The sequence below is a fragment of the Stutzerimonas sp. KH-1 genome, assembly GCF_054483855.1.
On record NZ_CM137011.1, the window covers coordinates 2284531 to 2311065 of the forward strand.

The window sequence follows — 26535 nt, forward strand, 5'->3', positions numbered from 1 at the left end:
AAGCGCAGGACCGGCCGGGATCGTGGAAGGAAGCGTTGCATCGGCGCTGACGGCCGGCTAAGGGCGAACTACATCTTGCTACGCTTGAAACTCCTCAACCATGATGCGGGCGCTTTGCCTTTGGACCGGCACGCGGCTTGGTGGTCGCGCTCCCCTGGAGTCAAGCATGGGTGCCGCGCTTTACCCGAAACCTGGCCAAAGTTTTCCGTAGGAATTCCAACGGCGTAAAGTGCCAATGCGTCAACAGGATGAGCCGGTTTGCAACCAGCAAAAGCTCATGCGTTCCGCGTCAGTGAAATGACCGCGGCGGCGAGCCCGCAGGCGAGTGCCGGAGGACGGAAGGGCGCAGCAATTGCGTCGAAACTGGCATCAGTACAGCGCATGAGCCATGCAGATCGGGTCAGCCGCAAGACCAAAGATGAATCGCGCAATCCGAGAAAACTAGCCGCGCACCTTTCGATAGATCTGCGTCAGATCGCGCGTGATGTGCTTGCGTCCTGATGACATACACGTTCGGCGCGTTCGATGAACCGCTGCAACGGCTCCGTCATGCCACCCTCGGTTCGTAACAGATAGGTGGTTATCGATGCGCTCTGACCGGCCAACGGGCGGACAACAACATCCGCCGGCTGGCAAGTTGCCAAGTGCGCGGCAGTGGAAAAACTTAGCCCGTACCCTGCGGCCACCAACGTCAGCATCAGCCCGTGAGAAGCGGCATACTCAGCCACGATCGGTTGGACATCGACAGAGCGGAACAGTCGTTCGCTCTGCCGACCGCAACCTTGGCATGCCCGTGGATCACAAAGTACCAGCGGATAGCTCACCACTTCCTGCAACGGCACTTCCTTGAAGGCTACAAGCGGGTGCCGTGCGGGCAGGATCACTACCAAGGGGTCGGCCCACAGCGGCTCAGCAATGATCCCGTCCTCCACTTCATTGACCATTGCAAAGCCGGCGTCGAACAGATTTGCGTTCAGCCCCTGCACGAGTTCGGTCAGCGGTACTTCGGAGAGCCGGATGTTTACCTGCGGCGACTCTTCGCGGCACAGTGCAAGCAGTGCTGATAGCCTCGCCCGTCCTATGTCTCTCGACAGCGCGATTCGCAAAATGCCCTGAGAACCGGAGGCAGCAGCCTTCGCGCTGGCCACTGCCTGCTCAACGCTCAACATGATGCGGCGGGCGTCGTCGAGGAAGACTCGCCCTGCCCAAGTCAGGGTTGTGCCCCGCGGCGTGCGACTGAGCAACGTCACGCCTAGAGTTGTCTCCAACTTGCGGATCGTGCGTGATAGGGGAGATTGTTCTATATGCAGCCGCCTAGCGGCTCGACCGAAGTGCAGTTCCTCGGCTACAGCAATGAAACAGCGAAGATGACGTAAGTTCATGCGCAGTCCCTCGTGACGTGACCAGTCCTTATGATCGTAGGGAGCCGCATGCGTGCGGAGAAGAGGCCGGCATGTCTTGCAGCGGCTGCCGTCGCCGGCTCACAGCACGCGGGCAATGGTGTCCGGAGTTATTGCAACGCTGCTTGAACGCGGGCGGCGGTCATGGCGGATGGCTAGCTAGAGCACTCGCGCCAGCGCGCCTCGGCTATCTTCTGTGGCCGCAGCGACCCGAGGAAGACAGTCGCGGCGTCTTACGTCACTCCCCGAGGGCGAGCGATTTGGTCTGTCGACACGGGCGGCAGCGCAGCGTCTGAAGTTCGCGCCAGCGGGCATCGCGCCGGATGAACTGTCGATGGGCATGTTCGGCGAATTCGAGATCGCCACCTGTAACCGCGCCGCTGAAGCACTGCGGCCGGAGCAGTCGCAGCAAGCGGCTGACGCGGGCGGACAAGCAATTCCTGTAACATGTGCCGCGCCTCTTCACTGCCTTGCAGCAAGCCCGCGACAGCGTGAGGGGAGCGGCCAACGGCTTTCACGGTCAGCAACGCATTACGCTGTCCGATGGCATCACCCCGTCGCGCTTGCCGACCTTGCTGGCGTTAAGCTGGCAGGAGGAGCCCGACGTCGAGTTGCGCCTGTTCGAGGTGTCACTGTCGCAGCAAATCAAGGGGCTGCATGGCGATCTGTATGACCTAGGGCCCAGTCTGGTGAAGTGGGTGACGACATCGTGGCTAAGGCGCTTTGGAGCGCCCCCCCTCATGGTCGCGGCGCCGGCATGGCATCCGCTGCTCAAGCACAAACGTATCTCACTGGACGAGGTGCTGCGTTATCCGCTGGTGCTGGTGACCCACATGCATACGGGGGTCATGAACGTCAGATCCAACGAGTGCTGCCGCGGGTGAAGCAGGAACCCGTGATCGCTGCACGGGTGGCTTCCTGGGAACCTGAAACGCGTCGAGGTATATTGATTGGACAGAAGCTAGTCTTCCGTCAACAGGTGTAGCCATCCCTTGCTAGCGGCTTCCATAGAACTTTCCCACGAACGAGCGACGGTAACTCTGGTGGCAGGCTAGGCAGCTTTGCTGGGTCTTGGAGAAAGCCGCGATGACTGCTTGGCCGTCATTCCGCTGTGCAGCCTCGCCCATGGCGGTCGCGGCGTCATGGACCTGTCCATCAAGACCCCGAAACTTTCCAGCGTCTGCCCCAAGCCAAGCAAGGATGCGCATCTTTTCCGACATGGGCGGCTCGGCATGCTTGGCGATTCGTGGTGCTAGCTCGGCGACCAGCGGCCAGTCTTCTTTGGAGATCGCGCCCGTGACGGCTTGCATGTCGCGACCGAGTCTTTCCATTATGGTACGAAGCGCCATTGGCTTTGCCGCCTCTACGGACTGCGCACCGAGTGCCGTGGCGAAGGTTGCCAAGAGCACGGACAGCGGGACGGTGAAAAACGATCTGGGTTTCAAGGGCTGGTTCACGAATTTCTCCATTGATGTTGTGACGAATGCTTTGGGTCTAACGATTGGTTGCAGGTGTCCTCAAAATTCCAGACTCAGCGCGATCGATCCGAATGCGTGATGGCCCGCCTGCTGGTCGAACTCGCGGGTTCTCCAAACGCGCATCACGGCGAGCCGTACGCCACGTCCAGCAACGATCCATTGGCTGCTGATGCCGAGAGCTGCTTGCGCGATCCAAGGCCGCCGGCTGACGTGATGGCTATGCCGGAACATGTTTCCGTCGAGTGAGAAGTCCCAGGCGACGGCTTTACCCTCCCGATTCAGGAAGACATGTGCCCCAGGTTTGGGCGCCAGGACCGACTGCGGCGTTGTCGTGCGCAGATCGGCAACACCAGAGGGCGGGCGGTTCTCTGCGCCAGGGCGGATCGGATAGCTGCCGAAGTCGTTCGGTATGTTCCAGCCCGCGCGAAACTCCACGCCGGTACTGGCGGCGGTTTCGATGTTTCCGACCCGCAGGGCATAGCTGCCGATCACGTCGCTGCCCCATCCAGGGCGGACCGCACCCTCCGTGTACGGCTTGAACTTGCGCTCCATGGCCATCTGAAACGCCGGCTCGTTGCGCAACTGGTTGTCCCAGCCGCGAAATCGCTCAATGCCGCGTGCCCGATGCACCAGATCCTGAGATTGCTCGGCCAGCGACCAGGGGCCGATCACGCCCAGGGTCAGCTCACGCACGTCAAGCATTTCGTAGCTGGCGGCTTGTGGGTGGATGCGGCGATTCCACGCCAAACCCAGGTAGAGCAAACCAGCGTACGGTCGGTCATCTGGAATCACGTCGGTGCGCGTCTTGTTCTCGGGCGTGTACATGGACTGGCCAAAGCGCACGACGAGGTTTTGCGACGACGAGTGGGCGCCGGCGTCGTGCCAGAAGCCTGGATCAGCCCAGCCGATGAAGCGGGCGTACAAGCCAATCGGCTGGGGCAGGCATTCCGGACGGAGCCCGCCTTGCAGATCGCGTGAGACTGCTGTTAGCGCGACACCGTTGGTGTAGTTGCGATCGGAGCCGGTGAACAAATCGTTCTCCAGACGCAGAGTGCCGCCCCGCCAGCGCAGGGATTGCTCTGGTGAGCAGGAGGGAGGATTTGCAGAGAGCGAGACTTCGGAACCGAAAGCAGCAATCGGGCTGAACAATGCACCCGTAATCAACAAGGCGGCGCACTGCATCGGCTGCCGCACCTTGGTGCCGCGCAGGCTCCAGAGATACCCGTCGATGCCAATCATGTTGCCCCATCGCCTGCCGCCCTGTTGACGTAAAAGCGTTCGAGGGCACTGACGATTTCCTCCGCTTCGTCTACGCAGGTGAACAAGTCGAGATCGGATGGAGAGACATAGCCTTCGTCGAGCAGAAGGTCGAAATCAACTACGCGACGCCAGAATGCACGGCCGACCAGCACTACCGGAATACGCTGCATCTTTCCGGTCTGGATCAAGGTGAGCACCTCGAACAGCTCATCGAGCGTTCCATAGCCACCCGGGAATGCCACCAAGCCCTTGGCGTGCAACAAGAAGTGCATCTTGCGCAGCGCGAAATAGTGGAATCGGAACGCCAAATCCGGGCACATGTAGGGGTTGGGTGCCTGTTCGTGGGGCAGCGTGATGTTGAGGCCAATCGAACGTGCGCCAACCTCGAAAGCACCGCGGTTGGCGGCCTCCATGATGCCGGGCCCACCTCCGGTGACGACGACGAAATCACGGCGGTTTTGCTGCTGGAAACGCGCCGAAATAAGGCCCGAGAAACGCCTCGCTTGCTCGTAGTGACGTGCCTGTTCGACCCGGCGATTGGCTCGCGCAAGCTCTTGCCGCAGCCCGACATTCTCCGGAGTGACGAGCGCCTGACGCTCCAGCGCGCCAAGGCGGGCTTCTGCCGTCTCGGCATCGCTCACGCGTGCGCTGCCGAAGACCACTACCGTCGAGCGGATGCCTTTCTCGTGCAGGATGCGCTCAGGTTTGAGTAGTTCGAGCTGCAGTCGCAGCGGCCGCAGTTCGTCCTGGCCAAGCAGTTCGATGTCTTCGTACGCAAGACGGTACGTTGGCGACTCGCGGATGGCGCGCAGGCGTTCAGCGAGATCTTCGGCGGGCTTCATCACTCGTGCGCCAGAAATTCCGGCCAGCGCAGCGCATGACCATGCTCGGGCACCGTGACCTGCCAGCCGAGTTGCTGTTGCAGGAGTTCGGCGAAGGCCTGCGCGGCAGACAGTTCCCCATGCACCACGAAGGTTTGCGCCGGTGGGTGAACAAAACCCCGAGCCCAATTCAGCAACGCCTTCTGGTCGGCATGCGCCGAGAGGCCGTCCACGCTGTGGATCGCCGCACGTACCGGGATGTCCTCGCCGAAGATGCGTACACGTTCGGCCCCCTCGATCAGGCGCCGGCCAAGCGTCCCCTGCGCCTGGAAACCGGGAAACAAGATGCTGCATTCGCGGCGTGGCAAGTTGTGGCGCAGGTGGTGCCGGATACGTCCCGCATCGCACATGCCGCTGGCAGAAATAATGATGGCCCCGGAGCGAATCCGGTTCAGCGCCATGGACTCCTCAGCGCTCGCTGTGAAATCCAGGTACGGGAGGTTCTCGCCGCGCGCGTGCCATCCGGCCAACCGCTTCGCCTGTTCGTCGAACAATTCGAGATGTTCACGCGTGATGCGTGTGGCCTCGGTGGCCATCGGCGAATCGACAAACACCATTGGACGCTGCAGACGCCCTTCGCAGGTGAGACGATGTAGGTGGTAGAGCACCTCCTGGGTTCGGCCGACCGCAAAGGCCGGAACGATGACATTGCCGCCGCGCTCGAACAGGGTTTTCTCGACGATGCCGATCATGTCCGCTTCGGTCGCCGAAAAATCCTTGTGCCGGCGGTCACCGTAGGTGGACTCGATGACGAGGATGTCGGCTTCCTCAATGGGTGTCGGGTCGCGCAGGATGGGGCGTCCCGGCTGACCCAGATCGCCGCTGAACACGATCTTCGTGGGGTAACCGTACTCGGTAATCCACACTTCCACGATGGCCGAACCAAGGATGTGTCCGGCATCACGAAAGCGGGCGCGCACTCCGACGCGGGGTGCGAACTCCCGGTCGTATTCGATACCTCGTACTTGCTGCAGGCATTCGTGTGCATCCTGCAGGGTATACAGGGGTGGCGGCACGGTCTTTTCTTTGAGCCGCTTGGCAACCCGCTTGGCATCGCTTTCCTGGATGTGAGCGCTATCGGGCAGCATCACCCCGAGCAGATCAACCGTCGCTGGCGTGGCGTAGATGGGCCCCTTGAACCCGGCGCGCGTGAGTTTGGGCAATAGCCCGCTGTGGTCGATGTGGGCGTGGGTCAGCAGGACGAAGTCAATGGACGCCGGGTCGAACGCGAACGGCTCGTGGTTGCGTGCTGCTGCTATACGCCCACCTTGAACCATGCCGCAATCGACCAGGAAGCGGACATTAGCCGCTTCGACCAGAAAGCACGATCCGGTGACTTCTCGGGCTGCGCCCAAAAAACTGAGTTTCATAGGGCGTTCACTCGGGTTTTCGCATCGGGCAAGTGCTGAGGCCGAGCAGGCGATAGCCAGGACAGCGGCCTGCCAGGCCGGTGAGGAGTGGCATGATTCCAATGAGTCCCAGCCAACGCCAGGATGAGTCCAGCCACAATGGGAGACTGAGCAAAATCAGTCCGATGACGATGCGCACAATGCGGTCGAGATTTCCAACGTTGATTTGCATGACGGTCTCCTTGTGTTGAATCAGCGGCTTGAAAACGCGACGGGGGCGGCAGCGCCCCGCAGCGGATGGGTTGCGGTCGATGCCGTCGTGGATACGTCCCAGCCACCACCAAGGGCCTTGTACAGCGCCACCAATTGCACGGCGGCGTTGGTATGCGCCCGCGCGGCTGCGGTTTCCGCCTCGTGCAGGCTGCGCTGGGCTGCCAGCAGTTCGACCAGGGCGATGTCGCCCGCGGCGTAGCGGGCCTTGGCGTGGCCGTAGCTCACGCGCGTGGCATCCAGTGCCATGCCGCGGCGCTCCAGTGTGTCCAGCCCGCCGTGATAGTCGCCCAGCGCGCGCTCGGCATCGCCCAGCGCCGCCAGCACCGCCTGCTCGTAGGCCAGCGCAGCCTGCCGCTCGGCTGCCTCGCGTGCCCGAATTTCGGCTCGCACGCGGCCACCGTCGAACAGGCGCCAGGAAATCAGCGGCAGGATGGAAAAACGCGAGCTGGATGCATCGAACCAATTGCCCGTACTGAGCGCCTGGAACCCGCCGCCGACACCGATGGAGAGTTTGGGGAACAACTCGGCTGTGGCCACGCCGATGTCGGCGGAACTCGCTGCCAGGCGACGTTCCGCAGCCAGCACGTCAGGGCGTCGGCGCAGCATATCTGCGCGCTCGCCCACCGGCAGCGCCCGCAGCGTGCTCGGCGTCAAGGGGCCATCAAGCAGTGCCAGCTCCCGCTCCGGCGGTGCGCCCAGCAGCACGCCCAGGCTGAGCACCGCGGCGCGCTGGCGCGCCTGGATATCCGGGATAAGCGCGTTGGCTGCTGTCCATTGGGCGTACGCCGCCTCCACGTCGGCGGCCGACGCGTCGCCCAGCGCATGCCGCAGGCGCACCAATTCCAAGGTCTGCTGCAGCGTATCTAGCGTGGCCTGTTGTGTGTGCAACTCGTAGCGGGCGCCGGCGGCGGTGAACCAGGTGCGCGCGACCTCGGCCACGATGCGCATGCGTACGCCCTGTGCCTCGGCTTCGGTCGCCTCCAGGCGGGCGCTGGCGCCTTCCATGGCGCGCCGCTTGGCCCCAAACAAATCGGCTTCCCAGGCCGCGTCGAAGCCCGCATCGTAGATGGTCTGCGTGGCGTCAAGACCGGGGATGGAGCCGATGGGCAAGGGGCCGTTCTCGCTTTGACGGCGCCGGTTGACGCTCGTGCCAGCGCCGACGGTGGGCAATGCCTCGCCGGCCACGCGATCGCGCAGGGCGCGTGCCTCATCGATGCGTGCCGCAGCCTGGCGCAGATCCAGGTTCTGTGCCAGCGCCGTGGCCATCAGGCGGTCGAGGATCGGATCGTCCAGTGCAGACCACCAGTGGCTCAAGTCTGCGGACTGGGATTCGCTTGCCAACGGCAAGGTCCAGCCGCTGCCGACGTCGACCGGCGGCGGCTCGCGGTAGTCGGGGCCCACGGTCGCACAGGCAGTCAGCAGCACGCAGGACAGGGCCAGCGCGAGCGGACGCACGCGCCCTGGGGTCAGGCCGGTGACGGTTGCGCGAAGAAAGGGAGTGCGGGTCTTGGATTTCATTGCAGGCGTCCTCGGACGAATACGGTGGCCATCGTCAGCGTGGCAAGGGCGATGACCGCCAGCGGCCACAGGCTGGCGAGAATGTCACCGGGCGGCATAGCCTTGAGAAAGCTGCCTTCGACGATGATGAGGAAGTGGGTTAGCGGAATGGCCTGGGCCAGCCATTGCAGGACGACAGGCATGTTTTCCACAGGCGTCGCAAAGCCGGACATCAGCACCGCCGGCACGCCGATGGCGAACGCACCCAGGATGGCCTGCTGCTGGGTCATGCTGACCGCGGAAATCATCAGGCCGATGCCGACCACCGACAGGATGAACAGCACCAGGCTGGCGAGCAGAAGTGCAAACGAGCCAGTAAACGGGATGCCGAACAGGAATACGCCTGCGCTGATCATGAACAGGCCCAGCACGGTGCCAATTGCGAGTGCCGGCAGTGATTTGGAAATGATGATTTCCGGCGTTGAAGTGGGCGACACCAGCAATTGGTCGAAGGTGCCAAGCTCGCGTTCGCGTGCAATCGACAGCGAGGTGATGAGCAGCGCGCTGAACAGCGCCAGGATGCCCGTGAGGCCGGGCACGATGAACCAGCGGTAGACCAGATTCGGGTTGAACCAGTGGCGCACGACCACTGGCGTCGGTGCCTGGGCGTCGGGCACGACCTCAGCGCCGACATCGGCGGCGATGGTAGACAGATAGGCCACGGTGATCTGCCCCGAGTTGCTGCGCCGGCCATCGACCAGTACCTGGGCGCGGCCACTTTCGCCGGCAGCGATGGAGCGCGAGAAATCCACCGGGATGGCGAGCGCGGCGATCACCTCGCCACGGTCGATCAGCTCGTGCAGCTGCTGCTGGCTGTCGACATGCCGGACGTGGGTGATGAAGCGCGCGCTGTCCAGGCGCTGTTCCAACTCGTGCGACCAGCGCCCCGCATCCTGATCGTAGACGGCGATATCGACGTTGCGCACTTCCAGCGTCGCAGCAAAGGCGAACACCAGCAACTGCAGGATCGGCGGCACGAACACCACCATCCGGCTCCGCGGGTCGCGCAGGACGCTGAGCACTTCCTTGATGAACTGGGCGCGCAGGCGGGTGAACGAGAATGCGGAAGTCAACATCGCGTCACTCCAGGTTCTTGCGCGTGGCGCGCTTGGCGATCACGAAGAACAGCACCCCGATCGCCGCCATGGCCGCAAGGTTGGGCAGGAACACGGCCCAGATGTCGCCGGCCAGGAACACCGTCTTCAGCGAATCGACGAAGTAACGCGCCGGAACCAGCCGGGTGATGGCCCGGATTGGCGCGGGCATCGCGTCGATCTCATATAGAAAGCCCGACAGCATGAAAGCCGGCAGAAAACCCGTGAACAGCGCGATCTGCGCGGCCAGGAACTGGTTGCGTGCCAATGAGGAAATCAGCAGACCCTGACCCAGCGCCGGTACCATGAATACCGCCGACAGCAGTAGCAGCGCCGCCAGCGAGCCTCGCATCGGCACGCCGAACACGAACACCGCCAGCGCCGCCGCACCCAGTGTGGATAGCATGCCGAGCACGAAATACGGCAGCAGCTTGCCGATCAGGATTTCGGCCACCGAGGCGGGCGTGGACAGCACCGCCTCCATGGTGCCGCGCTCCCATTCGCGCGCCACCACCAGTGCAGTCAGCATGGTGCCGATGATGGTCATGACGATGGCGATGGCACCGGGAATCAGTGCGCGGCGGCTTTCCAGCTCGGGGTTGAACCAGTAGCGCGGTTCCAGCATGACGGCCTGCGCTGGTGCTCCGACGTCCAGTCCGGCACGCCAGGACTGGACCACGCCGCGGGCGTAGTTCTCGACGTAGTTGGCGGTATTGGGGTAGGAGCCGTCGGTGACGATCTGCACCAGCGGCTCGCTGCCACGCTGGGCCAGCCGCTGCTCGAAATCCTGCGGGATCACCACGTAGCCGCGCAGGTCGCCTGAGACCAGCTGGTCGGCCACTTCGCGCCGGTCATGGGCGAAGTGGGCATCCAGGAACTTTGTGCCGGCAAAGGCCGCCGCAAGCTCCTGCGCTGCAGCGCCGGGCGACTCCAGCACCACGCCGACGCGGACATCCTTCGCATCCAGCGACACCGCATAGGCGAACAGCAGCAGCAACACCACCGGCAGCACGAACGCGATCAGCAGCGTCGAGGGGTCGCGCAGCGCCTGGTAGCTTTCCTTGGTGACCAGGGCGATCAAGCGCCGCAGATCAAAATGGCGCAGGTCGGTCTGCTGTGGTCCATTCCCGTCCTTGTGCTTTGTGGTGCCGTTCATGTGGCGGCCTCCAGCTCGCGGTCCGCCGACTCCACCAGGTGAATGAAGGCGTCCTCCATCGTCGGGTCGGGTCGTTCGGAGCTGACCGCCGAACGTTTGAGCGCGTCGGGCGTATCCAGCGCAATCAGTTGCGCACGCGAGAGCATGGCCACGCGGTCGCAGTATTCGGCCTCGTCCATGAAGTGGGTGGTGACCATGATGGTCACGCCCTTGCGGGCCAGTCCGTTGATGTGGGTCCAGAATTCGCGCCGGGTGATCGGGTCCACGCCCGAAGTGGGTTCATCTAGGAACAGCACGGGCGGCCGGTGCATCAGCGAACAAGCCAATGCCAGGCGCTGCTTGTGGCCCAGCGGCAGGGAATCGGGCGTGGCGGACAGCCAGTCGCCCAGATCGAAGGTTTCGATCATCTCGGCAATGCGCTCGCGCCGGGTGTTGCCTTCCAGTCCGTAGACGCCGGCCGAGAATTCCAGGTTCTGCTGCACCGAGAGCAGGCCGTAGAGCGAAAACTTCTGCGCCATGTAGCCGAGCCGGCTCTTGGCTGCGCCGGTGGCGCGGCGCAGATCATGGCCCACCACATGCGCTTCGCCAGCAGTTGGTTTCAACAGGCCGCACAACATCTTGAAGGTGGTGGACTTGCCGGCGCCGTTAGGGCCGAGCAGGCCGAAGATTTCGCCCTTTTGCACCTCGAAGCTGACGTTGTCGGTGGCGGTGAACTCGCCGAAGCGCTTGGTGAGGTTTCGGCACGACACGGCAATGTCGGAACCCAGCTCAACCGGCGGCAGACGCTCGGCCAGCGTCGAAGTGCCGCCGGGGCCGCCACCGAGCAGATCGATGAAGGCGTCTTCGAAGCGCGCGGGCACCTGCGCCAGCTCCACTCGCGCCTGATCGGACAGGGCCTGGAGCTGCTCCGCTTGAGCGCCCTCGCGCAACACCACGCGCACGCCGGCGCCCTGGATCACGCCATCGCTCACGCTGGGCAGGTCGAGTGCCTGGGTCAGGACCGCTCGGCGCTCGGCACCGACGTCTTCCAGACGGAAACTGCGGCCTTCGAGCTGCGCGGTCAGCTCCTGCGGCGGGCCATCGAACAGGAGCTGCCCTTGGTTCAGCAGCAGCACGCTCTCGCAGCGCTCGGCTTCGTCGAGATAGGCGGTGGACCAGACCACGGCCATGCCTTCATCGGTCAGCGCCTGCACCATGCGCCACAAGTCCTGGCGGCTGACCGGGTCGACACCCACGCCCGGCTCGTCCAGCAGCAGCACCTTCGGCCGCGCCATGAGCGCACAGGCAAGGCCCAGCTTCTGCTTCATGCCGCCGGAGAGCTTGCCGGCCAGGCGTTTGGTGAAGGGTCCGAGCCGCGTGAAGTCCAGCAGCTCGGCAAACAGATCGGCGTTGCGGTCCGCATCCATGCCGCGCAACTGCGCATACAGGCGCATGTTCTCCATCACCGACAGGTCTTCGTACAGGCCAAAGCGTTGCGGCATGTAGCCACTGGCGACATGAATGGCGTCGTTGTCCTTGACCACGTCATAGCCTGCCAAGGTGACGTGGCCGGCGTTCGGCACCAGGAGGCCGGTCAGAATCCGCATCAGCGTCGTCTTGCCGGCGCCGTCGGGGCCGACCAGACCCGTCAGCCGTCCATAGTGGATGCGCGCGCTCAAGCCCCGCAGCGCCTTTACGTCGCCGAAATGCTTGTCCACGTCTTCGATGACGATGGCAGCGTCTTCGCCCGCACCCGCAGGCACGGCGGCGATAGCAGGGCTTGCCTGCATTTCAACGCTCCCCCGCCGGGATACGGGTGCCGGCTTTCGCATCGACCTCGATCGTCACCGGCATGCCCTGGCGCAAGGCACTGTCGCTGTCGGCTTCGTCGATGACGATGCGCAGGCGGTAGACCAGATCCGTACGCAAATCCGTCGTCTCCACCGTCTTGGGGGTGAACTCGGCGCGCGGCGAGATGAAGCCGATCTGGCCGCGATAGACCTTCTCTGATGAATCGCTTTTGACGCGCACCAAAGTACCGGGCGCGATGCGCCCCAAGTCCGACTCGCCCACGTAGGCGCGCACGTAAACCGGCTTGTCCAGGCTCAGGCTGTAGACCGCGCTCTGGCTTGCGACCATGCTGCCGGGCTCCCGCACTCGTGCGATGACGGTGCCGCTACTGGGCGCCATCAACTCGGTGTCCGCCAAGGCTGTCGTGGCTTGCGCTGCGGCAGCCTGTGCGGCCGCAAGGCGAGCTTCTGCCGCGGCGATGTCTTCCTTGCGAAAACCTTCGGATGCTTGCGACAGGGCCGCCTTGGCCGCTTCGACGCCAGCGGCTGCCTGGTCGCGCGCCGTGCGGGCTGCATCGACCGTGCGCTGGCTGCTGGCGCCAGATGCCAGCAGGCCACTCTGGCGCTGGAAATTGCGCTCGGTCTCGGTGGCGAGCGCCTGGGCCTGCCTGAGGGCTTCGCGCGCCTGGGTGATTTCCTGCGGTCGCAGACCGCGGCGCAGCTTGGCCAGTTCCGCCTGCGCCACCTGCACCTGGGCCTGTGCTGCCGCAAGTGCTTCCCGATAGGGTTGCGCGTCAAGCGCCGCCAGGCGCGCGCCCGCGCTGACGGCATCGCCCTCATCGAAAGCCATTTGCATCACGCGCCCGGGCTGACGGAAGGCCAGTTGCACCTCGCGGATGTCGACGTTGCCGTAGAGGCGCAATGCATCTTGTTGTCCATGGTCGCGCGACAACCAGAACGCCAGTGCGCCGCCAAGAGCGAGCACGACGACGGCGATCACGACCCAACGGGTTTTCTTGAAGAGGAGGTTTGGAGTTTTCATCGATGGGTTTCCGCTGGATAAAGGTGCTCAGTGCTCGCGTGCGACCGGCGCATTCGCCGCTGACCGGCGCCAGGCGATGGCCGCTATGCCAGCCCACACCAACGTGCGCAGCGTCATGGCGACCACCGTGCGTCGCTCCCAGGCGCCACCCAGAGCCACATGCACTCCGAAAGCGAGGAACACGAGTGCGGTCGCCACCGTGATGACAATCGCCAACCACGCGGCCCAGCGCCGGCGCATCCACAAGCCGACGCCGGCGACGATGTAGGCGAACCCGGCCAGAAAATTGAACCAGAGCACGAAGGGCACATAGTGGCCGGCGGCTTGGCGCGCCGCGCCGTCGACAAACAGAACGGCGCCGCCCTCCCGAAGAGTGAGCAGACCGAAGCCGATCGCAAGCAGGGAGATCAGCCAGTGCCAGATGCTGCGTTGTGGATGAGTGGTCATCTTCATGGCCTTTACTTGATCGGGGAAACTCCCAGGCCTTCGTCGTCGCGGCGTGCGTGTGCATTCCGCCGGGCGGTCGGGCTGAGTGTTGAATGACGCGGATTCGCGCTGGAGGCGCAACGCGATCGCATGACCGTGGTGTGCCTCTCGGCTGACCGAGGAACTGCGTGGCGGCAGGATGGAAGGCGTTTCATCGGGTGTGCGTGATGCCACGGAGATAGATGGCAAACACGGCTGGCGCGTCGCGGCGGATGCGTGCTACATCGCCCGCCAGCAACGACTGCATCACCAGCCCTTGAATTGTGCCGATGAACAAGACGACGGCCGCGTCCACATCCAGTTCTGAATGCAGCTCGCTTCGCGCCTTACCGGCTTCGAGCAGTCGACGCAACCGCTCACCATATTGACGGGTCAAGGTCTGCACCATTTGCTTGGGCAGGGTCTCCCCCGGCCGCTGTAATTCGCCGAAGAGCATCCTCGGCACCCCCGGGTGCTCGGCCACGAAGTCGATGTGCGTCTTGAAGATCGCTTCAAGAGCTGCGAGGGGGGACGTAGCACCTTCTGCGGCCTTGTCTACTCGAGCCAGCAAGCGTTCCGTAACCCAGGACATCACCGCCTGCAGGATTGCGTCTTTAGTCGGGAAGTGACGGAACAGTGCTCCCTGGGTCAACCCCATGCGCTGCGCGATGGCCGTGGTCGTGATGTCGCTGGGGTTCTGTTCGGCAGCCAAGTCGACCACTGCCTCGACGGTGGCCGCGCGCCTCTCATCAGCCGGTAGATGCCTGGAGCGTCCGCTCATTGCTTGCATCCCAAAAAGTGAGTAATCTATTACTATCTTACCACTGTGCAGCCAGGCCGCAAGAGGGGAAGCACGAAAAAGAGGTCTCGATGAACAGCAGAACTGCTATCTCAGACGGCTGCCAACGGTCGATTTCTAGCGGGCGCAAACGTCGCCCTCCGCACCTCATTGGCGGAAGGGCGCCGGCACATCGCAAGCCTGGCGGGGCGTAAGTGGGCGGGATGTGGATGGAGATGCTGGCGCCCGAGAGGCCGAACCAGAAGAAGACGAACAGGAGGTGGCCTTGGATTTCAGATTGCTGCGCTACTTCATCGCAGTCGCGGAAGAACTGCATCTGGCCCGGGCAGCCGAGCGTCTGGGCATCGAGCAATCGCCTGTGTCACGTGCGATGCGCGACCTAGAAAGCCAGCTTGGCGTGCAGTTGTTCGACCGCAGCACACGCCTGACGCGGCTGACCTGGGCCGGCCAGGTGTTCCTCGGCGAATGCCGGCGCGTGCAGGCCACCGTGGAGCAGGCAGTCAAGAGCGCCAAGGCGGCGGCACAGGGCTACCAGGGCCATCTGCGCATCGCGATCTGCGACGGCCTGGCGCAGCCCCGCATCGCCACCTTGCTGGCACGCAGCCGCGAGGAGGAGCCCGAGATGGAGATTCGCGTCTTCGAGCTGCCGTTCGCGCAGCAGCTCAAGACGCTGCACGACGATCTGCTGGACATCGGCTTTGCGTTGTCAAACGCGGTACATGATGGCCTCGTCGCCGAGCCGGTGTGGACCGATCCGCTGTCGGTGATCGTGCCCGCACGCCACCCCTTGCTGGCACACGTGCAGGTGCCGCTGGCCGAAGCCCTGAAGTTCCCGCTGGTTCTGTGCCATCCCGAATCGGGATCGGGCTGCCGCCATCAGATTCAAGCGCTGCTGCAGGACGCAGGCACGCCGCTCAAGCTGGTCGATGAAGTGACCAGCCTGGGCGTGATGCTGACCCTGGTCGGTGCCGGCTACGGCATCGGCTTCGCCATCGCCTCGCAGGTGCAGACGCTACAGCGCCCGGACATCTCCATTCGTCCCTTGGCCGGCAGCCCACCGGTGCTCTCTACCTACCTGCTGCGCCGCCGGGGCGAACCCTCGGAGCCCATGAAGCGGTTCATCGAGCGGGCGAAAGGCGGGCGGGACCGGGCCTGTCGATGATGAGTCAATCCTTTGAGGACGCAGCTCACCTGTCCGTAGCGGCCTGTGGCGTGATGTGCCAGTGGACAGATAGACTTCGGTATGAAATCCGATGCTCTGGCTGTTGATGGATGTGCTTGGCTCGCTTTGGATCACCCGCAACGGCCTGCGTTGACCAGGCCGAAGACTTGAGTCCACAATCGAGTCCATTCCGTGACGCTTGGATCGGAAAAAACGTTCGTAATAAACGAGTTAGCGACCGGGTGCTGTTCCCTTCGCCCGCTCCAGACACCTAACGTTAAGGCCCTGTTTTTACAGGGCTTTTTCGTTTCTGGCTTTTGGTGGTGTCGAAGAAGTGTCGAAAAGGTCCAGCCGTACAGGCTGTGATCAAACGGAAGAAAGCGCCTGGATGACGTGCTTCGGATCGTTATGGATGGCGCGCAGCAGCGCCTTTGCCGGTCCGGTCGGCTCCCGTCGACCTTGTTCCCAGTTACGCAGCGTACCCAGTTGAACGTCGATCATCGCCGCGAACTTGGCCTGGGTCAGACCGGTTGCTTTGCGGATCTCTTTCACCTGCAGCGAGTCGACGACGAATTCCCGCGAGGGCTGACGTTCGCCACGGTGAATCTCGTCCATCTGCTGGACGCTTTCCAGAAGGTCTTCGAAGAATTTGCTCATGGTGATTACCTCCACCGCTCGATAATTTGCTTGAGCACCTTGCGCTCGTCTGCCGTCAGGTCGTCCTTCTCGTTCTTCGGATAGATCAGCAGTAGTGCGATCTGCGAAGCCGCCGTGAAGTGGTAGTAGATGACCCTGGACCCGCCTCGCTTGCCGTGACCGCTAGACGCAACGCGAACCTTGCGAATGCCGCCAGTACCTTCAATCACATCGCCCATGTCCGGCCGGTCAGCCAGTTGTCGCTGAAACTCCGCGTAGCTGTCATCGCTAAGCAGATCCCGCAGGCGCTTGGTGAAGATCGGTGTCTCGATGAAGATCATAGCCGCATAGTACGCCAGTGGCGCACCCCCATCAATTGATTCGATCACTGGCCGGCGAGCGGTAACGTGATGCCGGCCAATGGCCCCAACCTGATCGCATCATGCAAATGCTCTGGCGCAAGGTGCGCATACCTCATCGTCATATTCAGCGAGGCATGGCCCAGGATCTCTTTCAGCGTCACGATATGCCCACCGCCCATGATGAAGTGAGCTGCGAACGTGTGGCGCAGGATGTGGCTTGCTTGTCCGCGTGGCGGCTTGATCGAGGTCGAGAGCAGGACCAGCCGGAACACGCCAATGCAGTTGGTGAACGGGCCGTGCGTCTGCCAGTGCTTCTTGATCGCTGCCACCAGCTCAGGCGTTACCGGGACCATCCGCACCCGCTTGGACTTGGTATTGGCAAACACCAGGGCGTTGCCTCGAATCCGATCCGGTCGAAGCGCTTGAGCCTCACCCCACCTCGCCCCGGTCGCCAAGCAGATCCGCGCCACCATCGCCGGGTGTGGAGACGTGGTCCGCGCCTGGAGTGCATCGAGCAGCTCGGAGATCTGCGGCTTGGTCAGGTAGGCCAAGGGGCGCTCCTGCAACCGGACCGGACGGATACGTGTGAACGGACAGGGATAGTCGATCACGTCGAGTTTGTGCAGCTCGTTGTAAACCGCTTTCAGGTAGCCAAGGCGATTGTTCGCCGTCTTGCCGGTTACTCCTGCTGCCATCCAGCGCGCACGCGTGGCGGCGATCTTCGCGCCATCGACCATGCGAGCTATCGGGTCGCCCATCGCCTTTGCACACGCCCGCAGGATCGCCACACGTCGAACGCCATCGGAGAGCGAGACGCCGTGGAGATCGAACCACAGCTCGACCAGCTCTGACAGCCTGCGCTTGTCCTTTGGCCGCGGTGCCCAATCGTTCGATTCGCTGCACTTGGCTCGACAGGTCGCCTCGAAGCGCATTGCCTCGGCCTTGGTCTTCAGCGTCTTGCGAAACCGCTTGCCTTTGACCGGCTCAACGTCGACCCGCCAGCGCCCATCGCAGAGCTGCTGGATCGCCATCAGACCGCTCTGCCCCATCGAACGTGACGCTCTTGAAGCAACGTCTTGATGTGCTTGTACAGATCACGCTCGCTCATGTCCTTGGCAGCATAGTGGTCACGAATGACCGGCCAGCATTCCCACTCCTTCAGTCGATCAAATGCGGTTTTAGCGCCCACTCGCTCCCGTGCCAGCAGGCTTACGAAGTTTCCCAGGAACAGCTCCACGTTCTTGCCCGAGAAGCCCCGTGACGTCTTGTAGTAGCGCTTGTATTCCGTTTCATCGACAAGGGAATCGACCGCCACGTCGACTCGCACGTCATCACGCATCAGCGTCCAGATCGGCTCGTACTGCCCGGGGCGATGCAGCAATTTGAACTGGCACAGCCCGTAGCGCCACAGGCCGTCCAAGTGGGCGGAGAACGCCGCAAACGAATCCGTTTCGATGGCCTCGCCGGTCTTTGCGCTGATCGAGCCACTGGCGAACTGCTGGATGACCGAATGGTGATAGCGCAGCTCGACCCGCCATACATCTTGGGTCGGGTCGTAGTTATCAGGATCGGCCGGATCGAACGAATCACGCCGACGCCAGACGCTTTCCCAGAAGTCGAGCTTATCGGTCGCGCGGGCCTGTTCGGTTTTGTTGTAGATGCAGAGCTGAACGCCACCAGCCGAGCCAAACATGGATGTTTCGCCACGACCGTAGACGCTGGACTTGGTCGCCCAGTTGATCTCGTTGATACCCGAGATATCCCGGTGCGTCCGCGCGCGACAGTGCAGGCGTGCTACCAGATCCACCGGAGGCTTCCAGCCCTGGAGATCCAACGCCAGATGAACAGAGCATTGGTTGCGTTCGCGGTGTGTCATTACGGCTGCGGCGTAGTAGTCCATCCGCTCTTGCAAGCGCTCAGGCGACAGCGCGTCAATGGCGTGCGGAGACACTTCGATTTTCAGGTGCGGGCCGATGTTCTCGAGCTTGGCGTTGAAGTTCTTGATGAGCAGGATGAACCCGAGGTCAGCGTTCTGCAGCTTGTACTGGTAGCCCGAGTCCCGCCCTACCCGTCCGGCGTGCCAGAACTCCCCGGCGAACTCGACCATGACGCCCGGTTTCTCGAACAGCGCCATGATTTCCGGACGGATCAGGCCGCGGTACAGCTGGCGGACCGTATCGACGCCGCAACGGAGCAAGCGAACGCCCGACAGGTCGGTCAGCTTGGCCGAATGGCTATCGAAGAACAGTCGCCCGGTTGGCGTTTCCTGAAAGTTCTGATCAACACGAATCTGGTCTTTAACGCTCATCTTCTTCTGCTCCAAATTGCAACGAATCGACACTGTTCAGTTGGGTTTATCTGACGTGTTACAGGGACGTCAGCGCGCGCGTTTGCACGCCGGCTCGTGCCTCGCCGCGCGTGCAAAGAGCGCGGAGCGCACGCGCGCTGACGGTCACCACAGGAAACGCCCCTTCTCGTAGGGCACCACGACCACGGACGAGCCTTTAGGGGCTGACTGCAGGCCGCTGGCGACCGCCTGTTCAAATGCCGGAGGCGGACTGCCGGCGTGCATCGGCGTTTGTGGCGGTTCGGGGTCGGGCTTGGTGTCGTCGAAGTAGCCGTTCTGCACGACCGACATGCAGAAGCCGAACGACACATCCAGGCGCGTGCCTTGCTGGGTGTTGCATCTACACCCCGTCAGCCCTTCATCGCTGTCACCGACCTGCATGCGCTTGTAGTTGCGGGCGATCAGCTCGCGGTCGGTGGTGGCGATGCATACGGGTTTGGGGAAGGTCTGCGGCTCGGTCAGTGCGTCATATACCGGCGCCGAAGCTGGCAGGTCCTGCACCCTCGGAACCCGTTTGCCCAGGTACTGCTCGACGGTGAGCGGTGCGGCCTGTTCGGCGTCGGCACTGGGTCGGATGAAGGCGCCGACCGTATCCCGTACCTGATCGACCATGCTCCCGGCCGGCGCGCTGCTGGTCGCTTCGAGCTGGGTTTTCTCGGTGTCGTAGCGCTCATAGGCGCGATAGACGAGGATGCCCGCACCGATCAGCACGCAGATGGCCAGGATGAACTTGGTCGGCACTTTGGCCTGGAAATGATGCTTGGCGTTGGTGCTGGTGTAGGCTCCGAAGTAGCGCTTATCCAGGCGCAGCGACTTCTTGTCGGCATCCTTGAAGCTGGTCTTCAGCTCGACCTTTTCCACCACCACTTCCGACTCGAAGCGCAGCAGCTGGGCGGACTTGAACACGCGCCAGTAGTGGATGTGTGTATTGCACAGCCGACGCAGGTGCACATCCAGGTAGCGAGGGTCCTGGGTGACGAGGTGCACTTCGTGGCCCTGGTGGCGCATGGTCTCGAAGCGGGTGATGTGCTCCGGTGGTCGCGCCCGTGGATCGCGTGCGCCAAACCACCCCTGCGCTTCGTCCACGACGATGATCGAATCGTTTGGCAGCTCGAACCACTTTTCGGGATCTTCGAACTCGAACCACTGCGCTTGCAGCTGATCGGGCTTAAGGCCGTTGATGTTGTGGAAGTAGACGACGCGGCCTTCGGCGTGGGCCTTCTGATCGACTTCGCGGATGGTGTTCAGGGTCTTGCCATGGCCGGGCTTGCCGGTGCGGATAACGAGCATGACGGCGCCTCCTTAGGCTTCGATGGAGGTGCCGCCCGGCTTGTGCCAGACCTGAGCACGCTTGCGGTCGGTGGCCTTGTCGATCCCCGCGAGCATGAAGCGCGTCGAGATGGCGGCGAAATACAGGTTCACCACCACATCGAACTTGGCCAGCCCGAGAATCCCCTGAATCACCGGTCCGACATCGCCCATCAGCCCGAACAGGTAGTCCTGCGCCTGGCCAATGATGAGGTTGAAGCCGATGTAGGAGACAAAGCCGAAACCGATCATCTTCAGCACCATCTTCACCAGCGGGCCGAGGATGATGACGAGCATCTGCACGATGAATAGAAACTGCATCACTGACCTCCTACGGAGCGGCCCACGTACAGGGCAGCCAGGACGGTAGCCACGGCCACGAACAGGCCGCTCAGGTCACTGGCGGCGCGGCAGAGGGGCTCGTAGCTGAGTTGGAAGGAGCGCCCGCCGCCAGTGCGCAGGCTGAAGCTCTCGGCGGCAGGGCACGTAGCCGGCAGGAAGCGGGTGCCCTGGTTGATGAAGGACGGCAGCTGAATCTCGGCGCCTTCCTCGAGCTGGAACTTGTCGCCCTGCACAGCGGATTCGATGGCCGGCTTGTGCTTTTCGAAGTCGGCCTGTTCTTCAGCGTGGCAGCGCAGTTCCTTTTGCTGGCGGAGGATGGCGCACTGCACGGCATCGCCCGTGCACTTCACCTCAGCGTCACAGGCTTCCCCTTCTACGCTGGACTTGCCGCACTTGTTTGGGTCCTTGGCGGGGTCGCATTCGGCTTCGCCATCACCTTCACCGTTGCCCTCGCCGTCACCTTCACCGTCGCCCTCGCCCTCGCCCTCGCCCTCGCCATCACCTTCGCCATCGCCGCCTCCGTCTCCCTCGCCGTCTCCATCACCTTCACCGTCACCGTCGCCGTCCTCATCGCCATCGCCGGGCTCATCGGGATCGGGGTTCTCGCTGTCGTCACAGCCACCGACCTCGACTTCGGGGTCACACGGCTCCGGAGGCTCAACGCTGCAGAAGGTGCCGTTCCAGACGTAGCCGTCCGGGCAGGTGTTATCGGGATCAGGAGTAGGCGTTTCGTCGGGGTCGGTCTGCTGGCCGGGATTGCCCGGTTCCTTGCGGGTGTCTTCGTTGCACTCGATGCCGTTGCCGGTGTAGCTGTACACACCGAACACGCCGGGCGGATTGCCGCTGCTGTAGACGTAGACGTTGCTGGCCGGCGTGAAGCCGAAGGCGTACTGGCAGCTATTGGCGCAGACCGAGCCCGGCGGATCGATCACCGGCTGGCCAACGGCTTCCTTCATCTTGTGTTCGTGGGTGACGACCTGGCCGATGGTGGCTTCGCAGCGGCTGGGCTCTTCAGGCGCAACACACGCGCCTGTTTCGGTATCGTAACTTGAGCCTGGAGGACAAGAATCGCCGCGCCTTGTTGCAGCGTTGTACCACGAGCCGTAACGCTCAAGCTTGCCGGAATTGGGGTTCCGATTTAAGCCATAAGTACGGCAGGTAAAGGAACTGGTGCCTGCTTGGATTTCCTGCTCAAACGAAACATATTGCCCGGCGTTTAATTGCTCGTAGTGGGCATGGTTTGCGTTACAGGCGGCGACACCGCTGGAGTATTTTATTAGCGGGTCCGGAAATTGAATGGTCCAATAATAATCTTCGGCACTAACGGGCGAATGCCAAAGCAAGGACGCCAATACCGCGAATACAAACCTGGCCATATCTACACCCGCCCAAAAAACACGAGATAAAACGCCAGGGTGGTGAGGATCAGGACATACAGTTCGTAGCTCATGGCGTTTCCCTGGAAGAGAAAACCCCGCCGGAGCGGGGTTTGTTTGCTTCGGCACATGCAGTGCGCAAAACCCCGGTTACAGGGCGCGGCGCATGTACTTGAACGCCATCGCGGCGATGATCACGGCGAAGACGGCCCAGCCGATGGTGCCAACGTCGGTGCCCGCGGTATCGAGCGCCGCGGTGGCTTCGGTCGGGACGGCTGCGTAGACGGAGCCGGCCAGGGTGGAGAGCGCGGCAGCAGCGCCAACGCCGATTTTCTTGATGAAGTGCTTGTTCAGTTGCATGGGTGATACCTCACTGTTTCAGGGCTTTTTTCAGGACCAGGAAGCCGAACACGGTGGCGAACAGAACAATCGCTTCGCCTTGCAGCTCGGAGACTTGGTCCCAGGTCAGTGCAGAGCCGTAGAGGCTTTGCATTTCCTCGACCGTGAGGGCGACCAGCGAGCCGGAGCAGATGGGCGAGCCATCGGCGCCTTGCAGCCAGTCACCGTCACAGGCAAGGAAATTCATTCGCCGGCCTGCTCGAGGTCGGCGGGTTGTTCGGAGGGTTCGCAGTCAGGGCAGACGGCGAAGTGGGGCGGCAGGCTGAGATCCGGCAGCAGGTCGCTTTGCGGCGCGGGCAGCGCCATGAGCTTGCCCATGTCGTTTCCGCAGCAGTCGCAGTACACCCGGTCATCGATCAGCATGGCCGCCCCTCCCGGTTAGTTGGCCTTGGCCGGGTCGCCGGCTTTGGCCTGGGGTTGAGCTGGGGTGCGCGGGGTTTCGGCAGCGGCGCGGGTCTGGACGGCTTCGAGCTGGAGCGCCAGATTCTTGCCCTTGTTCTGCCCACCACGGGCAATCTCGAAGTGGATGCGCACCAGTTGCAGCGGCTCGAACTGCGCGCCGGCTGCGAAGATCTCGTCGGCTACTTCGTCCGCTGCTGCCATGCCGATGATCGACAGGCCGTGTTCGGTCTTGCCGTCCGGCTCATCGCCGTAGAAGACCTTGATGTACTTCTGGCCGGCTTCACCGTCGAAGCGTTGAGTGCCGAGAAATGCAACTTCCATAGTCGAACGTGCCATCTTGTGTTTCCTCTCTCTAGTTGCGCTTTATTGCGCTGCTTTGCTTTCTGCAGGCCGAGCGATCCCGAACGAGTGAAAAAGCAATTTCACTGCGACCGGCTTGTTACTTGGCTTGCGGGTTATCTATAGCTGTATTTAAACGCTCTTGGAACAACTATTTATCAAGTATTAAAACATTCAATACTTCATTTTTTAATGCGACGAATAGTGCTGAATTGACACTTTTCGCTTGATCGAACATTAATTTCATTAATCATCGGAAACGCCGTTTAACACCAAGGGCTTCGCCCTTGTCATCCCACTCTCGCCGCCGAGGGCTCGGGAGCGCGGGAGGGAAAAGCGCTCCCGCACTCACGAGCGGAGGCTGTTTCGGTTCGTGCAGGGTCAAGGGTGCGCTCCGCCCGTGCTTCCGTTCGCCGGATCGGTGAAGCGTGATCCGACGAGCCGGGAGCGCGGCCCTGGACCTCTTCGGCCACGCGCTCAGCCTGATAACGCTCAGCGACATAGCGACGCAGCTCGACGAGGGACCGGTGTTTCGTTGGCTCGCTACCGTCCAACGGAATGAACAGAGGAACATCGCGACGATAGGTGACGTGCCCGTACAGCTCCCCACCAACGGTCAGCTCCCGACCGATCTCATGCCAGTTCGGGTCCGCGATACGTACCTGCATCCGCTTGCGCCCTACCCCACCAGCTCGAACGGTTCGTGAATCGGGACGAAGGGCGTTGGCTTGCCCGAGTCGTAGATAACGCTCCACCACTTCGCGGGGCGGTCGGGTGGCGTGTGCTTCTCGCAGATAAAGGCCGGTTCCACTTTCCACTCCGAGAGCAGAGGCTTCCAGGTTCCACCGACGCAGCCCATTTGCAGCGTGCGAATCGGCCGCGCATAGGCGGGGCGGCATTGGGCGCATGGTGTGGACCGGGAGGGAGCGGGTTTCACCATCTCGCGTCTGGACCAGCAGACAGAGCAGTCGCAGTCCTGGGCGTGCGGAAGGCGTTGATATTGGGAGTTGGACATAACTCATTGCCCCACCTCTTGCTTAGCTAACACTGCGCGAGCGGCAACCAAGGCATCATTCAAAAGGCCGACATCAGCGGGCACTTTGCCTAGGTAAGGAAGCAACTGATCCAACGAGGCAACGCACTTAGAAAGCGCAGAGATCACTTCACGGTCGTTACTTGCCTCCTGCATGCACTGCGCAGCAGCGCCAAACGACGCTTCCAGGCGAAGAACGATTTCGGCGTTCAGGGAGCGGCGTGCAGCCCAAGCGGACTGCTCGACCTGGGCGCGAAGTGCAGCAGGCATACGCAGCTTGAATTGCTGGTCTGTGCGGCTCATTGGTCCACCCCCGGAAAACGCACCAGACGGGTTTTGCCAAGTTTCACGCTCTCGACGGCGCCAGTCCTGATCCAGCCAGCGACCGTATCGATGGACACACCGGCCAGAGCGGCGAACGCGGCTTGCGTATAGAAAGGAGGATTCATGCGGTCCACTCCTGTTCCAGCAGCCAGCTACGCAGCAGCGCACTGTTAATCATGCGGCGCTTGCCGAGCTTTACGGTGGGGAGCACGCCCCGGTAGACCCAGGCGCGGGCCATGGAGCATGTCAGGCCGTTACGTTCCGCCCAGGCTTCGACGGTTTCCACGTCCTGCTGTGGGGCGATCAGCTTCGAAGGTTCCAGCTCTTCCAGTTCCATGCTCGTTCCGTCACTATTCGTGGCAATTTATGCATTAATGCATTAATGCATTGACGAATAATTCGTCACTGAGAGAAATACTACAGACGAATAGTTCGTCACACAAATATTTCGTCAGTGCCTCTTAGAGCATTTTGGAATGATTGAAGAGCGTTTAAGAACGCTTGTTCGCCACATCGGGCCTGCAAAACTTGCTCAAGCCTCTGCGATCAAGAATCGTCGTCGATGGCAGACCGTAGCCACGGACATGAAGGTCAAAACTCGTATCGAGGACATGGAAGAGCTACTGAAAGCGTTTCCGCAGTACGAGCTATGGCTCTGGAAGGGAGAATCTGACCCCGATAACGGGCAGTTTTCTCCCAATCGGGAAGACCTTCCTGTAACACAAAAGGCATATCCGAAGAATAACGACTAGCTATTGCCTCCTAGCAGATCACCCTTCAAATACGGAGCCAGATAATGAAGGTAGCATCTCATTTAAAAGATCATCGCATTGACGCGTCCAACACGCTGATTGAAATGGAAATAGGAGAGTATGAAACCTTAATCAAGGACGTACTAAAGAACAATATATTCCAACGCAAAAGAGTGCGCTCCTCTAAAACCGTTTACTCTCTACTCAAGCAAGACCTGATGCGCCAATGCGTAATTCCTCCAGTCGTCTTAGCACTAACCTCCGACATCGCGGACTATAACGAGAACGAACCCGATGATGATGTAAGGTTTTTAAACTGTGTGCGCGAGGCAGCCGAAAATTTAGTAATACTGGACGGACTACAACGCACATACACGATCCTAGACTTAATCACAGAACTCACAGACAAAAACGACATTGAAGCACTCAATACCGTCAGAAAGTCAAAGATTCGGGTAGAGCTATATGTTGGCCTTAACCGCCTAGGCATTCTTTATCGCATGCTGACGCTTAATACCGGCCAAACGCCTATGTCCTTACGCCAGCAAATTGAAATTCTTTACTTGGACTACATAGAGAGCGGTGTAGACGGCGTAGAGCTCTTGCGAGAAAACGAAGGAAAAGTCGCAAGCAGGATAGATCAGTACAACTTCAAGGACGTTGTAGAAGGCTTTAACGCCTACCTTGACAGAGATGAGCTGCCCATCGAGAAGGCAGACATTCTGGAAAACATTAATAGCCTGGAAAAACTTTCTAAAGAAAACCAAGGAACCGAACTTTTCGAAAAATATCTTGAAGCGCTTCATAAGCTTGTTCTAAAGGTAGATTCTATTTGTGGCGATGCAGAACTTTCCCAGGAATATCTTGAGCAAAATAGCTCTCCCTTTGGCAAGCGTGCACTACAAGTCATTAAAAAACCTCAAGCAATGTCAGGTTTGGGGGCAGCGATAGGTAAGCTAATTGATTTCGAAGCTGTGAAAAATGTTGATGAAATAATTGACACTATTGAAGCATTGCAAGCTGATGATCCAGAGGAGTTCCTCGAAGAGATAAACAACTCACTGAATTGGCTGAAGAGCAACGCCAGCAAGATTGGTAACGCTCAAAGAACGTTCTTTAGCTTCTACTTCAGAGACCTCTTCAACAAAGATTCTGATAGTTATGCCAACCTAGTCGCCGCAAGTAAAAGCGCGCTAAGAAAATATCAATCTCAGAACATGTGAGCAGAGC

At 61.5% G+C, this 26535-nt stretch carries 33 protein-coding genes; 5 read left to right on the forward strand and 28 right to left on the reverse strand.

What is annotated here, in order from left to right; translation table 11 throughout:
* Positions 1 to 258 precede the first annotated feature (258 nt).
* Entirely contained in the window at positions 259 to 501 is a 243-nt protein-coding gene (locus ACX1DW_RS10975; protein WP_134280909.1) for a hypothetical protein, read from the forward strand.
* On the opposite strand, the gene ACX1DW_RS10980 is transcribed toward ACX1DW_RS10975, so the two are convergent.
* Positions 471 to 1382 carry a LysR family transcriptional regulator gene (locus ACX1DW_RS10980; protein WP_010792183.1) on the reverse strand — a complete coding sequence of 304 codons (912 nt, stop codon included), beginning with the start codon at positions 1380 to 1382 and terminating at the stop codon, positions 471 to 473. The genes ACX1DW_RS10975 and ACX1DW_RS10980 overlap by 31 nt on opposite strands.
* 467 nt (positions 1383 to 1849) lie before the next feature.
* Between ACX1DW_RS10980 and ACX1DW_RS10985 the strand changes: the two genes are divergently transcribed.
* A complete protein-coding gene (locus tag ACX1DW_RS10985; RefSeq protein WP_014819576.1) occupies positions 1850 to 2284 on the forward strand; it encodes a LysR substrate-binding domain-containing protein in 435 nt (144 codons plus the stop codon).
* A gap of 111 nt (positions 2285 to 2395) precedes the next feature.
* Here the strand turns inward: ACX1DW_RS10985 and ACX1DW_RS10990 are convergent, their stop codons facing one another.
* The 12 genes from ACX1DW_RS10990 to ACX1DW_RS11045 all read right to left on the reverse strand — a co-directional run bounded on the left by ACX1DW_RS10990 (position 2396) and on the right by ACX1DW_RS11045 (position 14505).
* Positions 2396 to 2857, reverse strand: coding sequence for a cytochrome c (locus ACX1DW_RS10990; protein WP_010792184.1), 462 nt, complete (start codon positions 2855 to 2857; stop codon positions 2396 to 2398).
* A 60-nt stretch (positions 2858 to 2917) separates the two neighbouring features.
* Positions 2918 to 4117 (reverse strand): lipid A deacylase LpxR family protein, encoded by a 1200-nt coding sequence (locus tag ACX1DW_RS10995; RefSeq protein ID WP_458993349.1) that lies wholly within the window; start codon positions 4115 to 4117, stop codon positions 2918 to 2920.
* Positions 4114 to 4980 carry an LOG family protein gene (locus tag ACX1DW_RS11000; protein WP_014819574.1) on the reverse strand — a complete coding sequence of 289 codons (867 nt, stop codon included), beginning with the start codon at positions 4978 to 4980 and terminating at the stop codon, positions 4114 to 4116. Before ACX1DW_RS11000 ends, ACX1DW_RS10995 begins: the two co-directional genes overlap by 4 nt.
* Complete coding sequence (locus ACX1DW_RS11005; RefSeq protein WP_014819573.1) at positions 4980 to 6389, reverse strand: MBL fold metallo-hydrolase RNA specificity domain-containing protein; 1410 nt, start codon at positions 6387 to 6389, stop codon at positions 4980 to 4982. Before ACX1DW_RS11005 ends, ACX1DW_RS11000 begins: the two co-directional genes overlap by 1 nt.
* 7 nt (positions 6390 to 6396) lie before the next feature.
* Positions 6397 to 6600 (reverse strand): YgaP family membrane protein, encoded by a 204-nt coding sequence (locus tag ACX1DW_RS11010; RefSeq protein ID WP_010792188.1) that lies wholly within the window; start codon positions 6598 to 6600, stop codon positions 6397 to 6399.
* Positions 6601 to 6620: 20 nt separating this feature from the next.
* Positions 6621 to 8159: an efflux transporter outer membrane subunit gene (locus tag ACX1DW_RS11015; protein ID WP_014819572.1), complete on the reverse strand. Its 1539-nt coding sequence runs from the start codon at positions 8157 to 8159 to the stop codon at positions 6621 to 6623.
* Positions 8156 to 9274: an ABC transporter permease gene (locus tag ACX1DW_RS11020; protein WP_014819571.1), complete on the reverse strand. Its 1119-nt coding sequence runs from the start codon at positions 9272 to 9274 to the stop codon at positions 8156 to 8158. Before ACX1DW_RS11020 ends, ACX1DW_RS11015 begins: the two co-directional genes overlap by 4 nt.
* Before the next feature lie 4 nt (positions 9275 to 9278).
* Positions 9279 to 10448, reverse strand: a complete 1170-nt coding sequence (locus ACX1DW_RS11025) for an ABC transporter permease (RefSeq protein WP_014819570.1) — start codon at positions 10446 to 10448, stop codon at positions 9279 to 9281.
* Positions 10445 to 12217 (reverse strand): ATP-binding cassette domain-containing protein, encoded by a 1773-nt coding sequence (locus tag ACX1DW_RS11030; protein WP_014819569.1) that lies wholly within the window; start codon positions 12215 to 12217, stop codon positions 10445 to 10447. The genes ACX1DW_RS11025 and ACX1DW_RS11030 overlap by 4 nt, the downstream gene beginning before the upstream one ends.
* A 1-nt stretch (position 12218) precedes the next feature.
* Positions 12219 to 13259 carry a secretion protein HlyD gene (gene hlyD, locus ACX1DW_RS11035; RefSeq protein WP_014819568.1) on the reverse strand — a complete coding sequence of 347 codons (1041 nt, stop codon included), beginning with the start codon at positions 13257 to 13259 and terminating at the stop codon, positions 12219 to 12221.
* A gap of 27 nt (positions 13260 to 13286) precedes the next feature.
* A complete protein-coding gene (locus ACX1DW_RS11040; RefSeq protein WP_014819567.1) occupies positions 13287 to 13712 on the reverse strand; it encodes a hypothetical protein in 426 nt (141 codons plus the stop codon).
* A gap of 184 nt (positions 13713 to 13896) precedes the next feature.
* Positions 13897 to 14505, reverse strand: a complete 609-nt coding sequence (locus tag ACX1DW_RS11045; protein ID WP_014819566.1) for a TetR/AcrR family transcriptional regulator — start codon at positions 14503 to 14505, stop codon at positions 13897 to 13899.
* 283 nt (positions 14506 to 14788) lie between these two features.
* On the opposite strand from ACX1DW_RS11045, the gene ACX1DW_RS11050 reads away from it, so the two are divergent.
* The gene (locus ACX1DW_RS11050; protein WP_010792197.1) at positions 14789 to 15685 is read left to right on the forward strand and encodes a LysR family transcriptional regulator; all 897 of its coding nucleotides are present in this window, start codon (positions 14789 to 14791) and stop codon (positions 15683 to 15685) included.
* Positions 15686 to 16051: 366 nt separating this feature from the next.
* Here ACX1DW_RS11050 and ACX1DW_RS11055 read toward each other — a convergent pair whose 3' ends face one another.
* The 15 genes from ACX1DW_RS11055 to ACX1DW_RS11125 form a co-directional block, all read right to left on the reverse strand.
* Complete coding sequence (locus ACX1DW_RS11055) at positions 16052 to 16342, reverse strand: helix-turn-helix domain-containing protein (protein ID WP_003302338.1); 291 nt, start codon at positions 16340 to 16342, stop codon at positions 16052 to 16054.
* Between the two features lie 5 nt (positions 16343 to 16347).
* Complete coding sequence (locus tag ACX1DW_RS11060; protein WP_017244792.1) at positions 16348 to 16662, reverse strand: type II toxin-antitoxin system RelE/ParE family toxin; 315 nt, start codon at positions 16660 to 16662, stop codon at positions 16348 to 16350.
* A 44-nt stretch (positions 16663 to 16706) separates the two neighbouring features.
* The gene (locus ACX1DW_RS11065) at positions 16707 to 17714 is read right to left on the reverse strand and encodes a phage integrase (RefSeq protein WP_458993350.1); all 1008 of its coding nucleotides are present in this window, start codon (positions 17712 to 17714) and stop codon (positions 16707 to 16709) included.
* Positions 17714 to 18991, reverse strand: coding sequence for a hypothetical protein (locus tag ACX1DW_RS11070; RefSeq protein WP_458993351.1), 1278 nt, complete (start codon positions 18989 to 18991; stop codon positions 17714 to 17716). Before ACX1DW_RS11070 ends, ACX1DW_RS11065 begins: the two co-directional genes overlap by 1 nt.
* A gap of 144 nt (positions 18992 to 19135) precedes the next feature.
* Complete coding sequence (locus tag ACX1DW_RS11075; protein WP_458993352.1) at positions 19136 to 20320, reverse strand: zonular occludens toxin domain-containing protein; 1185 nt, start codon at positions 20318 to 20320, stop codon at positions 19136 to 19138.
* Positions 20321 to 20332: 12 nt separating this feature from the next.
* The gene (locus tag ACX1DW_RS11080) at positions 20333 to 20659 is read right to left on the reverse strand and encodes a DUF2523 domain-containing protein (RefSeq protein WP_458993353.1); all 327 of its coding nucleotides are present in this window, start codon (positions 20657 to 20659) and stop codon (positions 20333 to 20335) included.
* Positions 20659 to 21636 (reverse strand): virulence factor TspB C-terminal domain-related protein, encoded by a 978-nt coding sequence (locus ACX1DW_RS11085; RefSeq protein WP_458993354.1) that lies wholly within the window; start codon positions 21634 to 21636, stop codon positions 20659 to 20661. The genes ACX1DW_RS11080 and ACX1DW_RS11085 overlap by 1 nt, the downstream gene beginning before the upstream one ends.
* A gap of 570 nt (positions 21637 to 22206) precedes the next feature.
* Entirely contained in the window at positions 22207 to 22416 is a 210-nt protein-coding gene (locus ACX1DW_RS11090) for a major capsid protein (RefSeq protein ID WP_044316574.1), read from the reverse strand.
* Positions 22417 to 22426: 10 nt separating this feature from the next.
* Positions 22427 to 22642, reverse strand: a complete 216-nt coding sequence (locus tag ACX1DW_RS11095; RefSeq protein ID WP_015277797.1) for a hypothetical protein — start codon at positions 22640 to 22642, stop codon at positions 22427 to 22429.
* The gene (locus ACX1DW_RS11100) at positions 22639 to 22818 is read right to left on the reverse strand and encodes a hypothetical protein (RefSeq protein WP_015277798.1); all 180 of its coding nucleotides are present in this window, start codon (positions 22816 to 22818) and stop codon (positions 22639 to 22641) included. The genes ACX1DW_RS11095 and ACX1DW_RS11100 overlap by 4 nt, the downstream gene beginning before the upstream one ends.
* Before the next feature lie 15 nt (positions 22819 to 22833).
* Positions 22834 to 23193 carry a hypothetical protein gene (locus ACX1DW_RS11105; protein ID WP_181003917.1) on the reverse strand — a complete coding sequence of 120 codons (360 nt, stop codon included), beginning with the start codon at positions 23191 to 23193 and terminating at the stop codon, positions 22834 to 22836.
* Positions 23194 to 23875: 682 nt separating this feature from the next.
* Positions 23876 to 24211, reverse strand: a complete 336-nt coding sequence (locus tag ACX1DW_RS11110) for a DUF5447 family protein (RefSeq protein ID WP_458993355.1) — start codon at positions 24209 to 24211, stop codon at positions 23876 to 23878.
* Between the two features lie 3 nt (positions 24212 to 24214).
* Positions 24215 to 24532, reverse strand: a complete 318-nt coding sequence (locus ACX1DW_RS11115; RefSeq protein ID WP_234301979.1) for an Arc family DNA-binding protein — start codon at positions 24530 to 24532, stop codon at positions 24215 to 24217.
* Entirely contained in the window at positions 24529 to 24678 is a 150-nt protein-coding gene (locus ACX1DW_RS11120; protein ID WP_313523537.1) for a hypothetical protein, read from the reverse strand. The genes ACX1DW_RS11115 and ACX1DW_RS11120 overlap by 4 nt, the downstream gene beginning before the upstream one ends.
* Positions 24675 to 24890, reverse strand: coding sequence for a hypothetical protein (locus tag ACX1DW_RS11125; RefSeq protein ID WP_014819553.1), 216 nt, complete (start codon positions 24888 to 24890; stop codon positions 24675 to 24677). Before ACX1DW_RS11125 ends, ACX1DW_RS11120 begins: the two co-directional genes overlap by 4 nt.
* A 139-nt stretch (positions 24891 to 25029) precedes the next feature.
* On the opposite strand from ACX1DW_RS11125, the gene ACX1DW_RS11130 reads away from it, so the two are divergent.
* Both ACX1DW_RS11130 and ACX1DW_RS11135 read left to right on the forward strand, forming a co-directional pair.
* The gene (locus ACX1DW_RS11130) at positions 25030 to 25305 is read left to right on the forward strand and encodes a DNA-binding protein (protein WP_106442936.1); all 276 of its coding nucleotides are present in this window, start codon (positions 25030 to 25032) and stop codon (positions 25303 to 25305) included.
* 44 nt (positions 25306 to 25349) lie between these two features.
* Positions 25350 to 26528: a hypothetical protein gene (locus ACX1DW_RS11135; protein WP_458993356.1), complete on the forward strand. Its 1179-nt coding sequence runs from the start codon at positions 25350 to 25352 to the stop codon at positions 26526 to 26528.
* Positions 26529 to 26535: the final 7 nt, after the last annotated feature.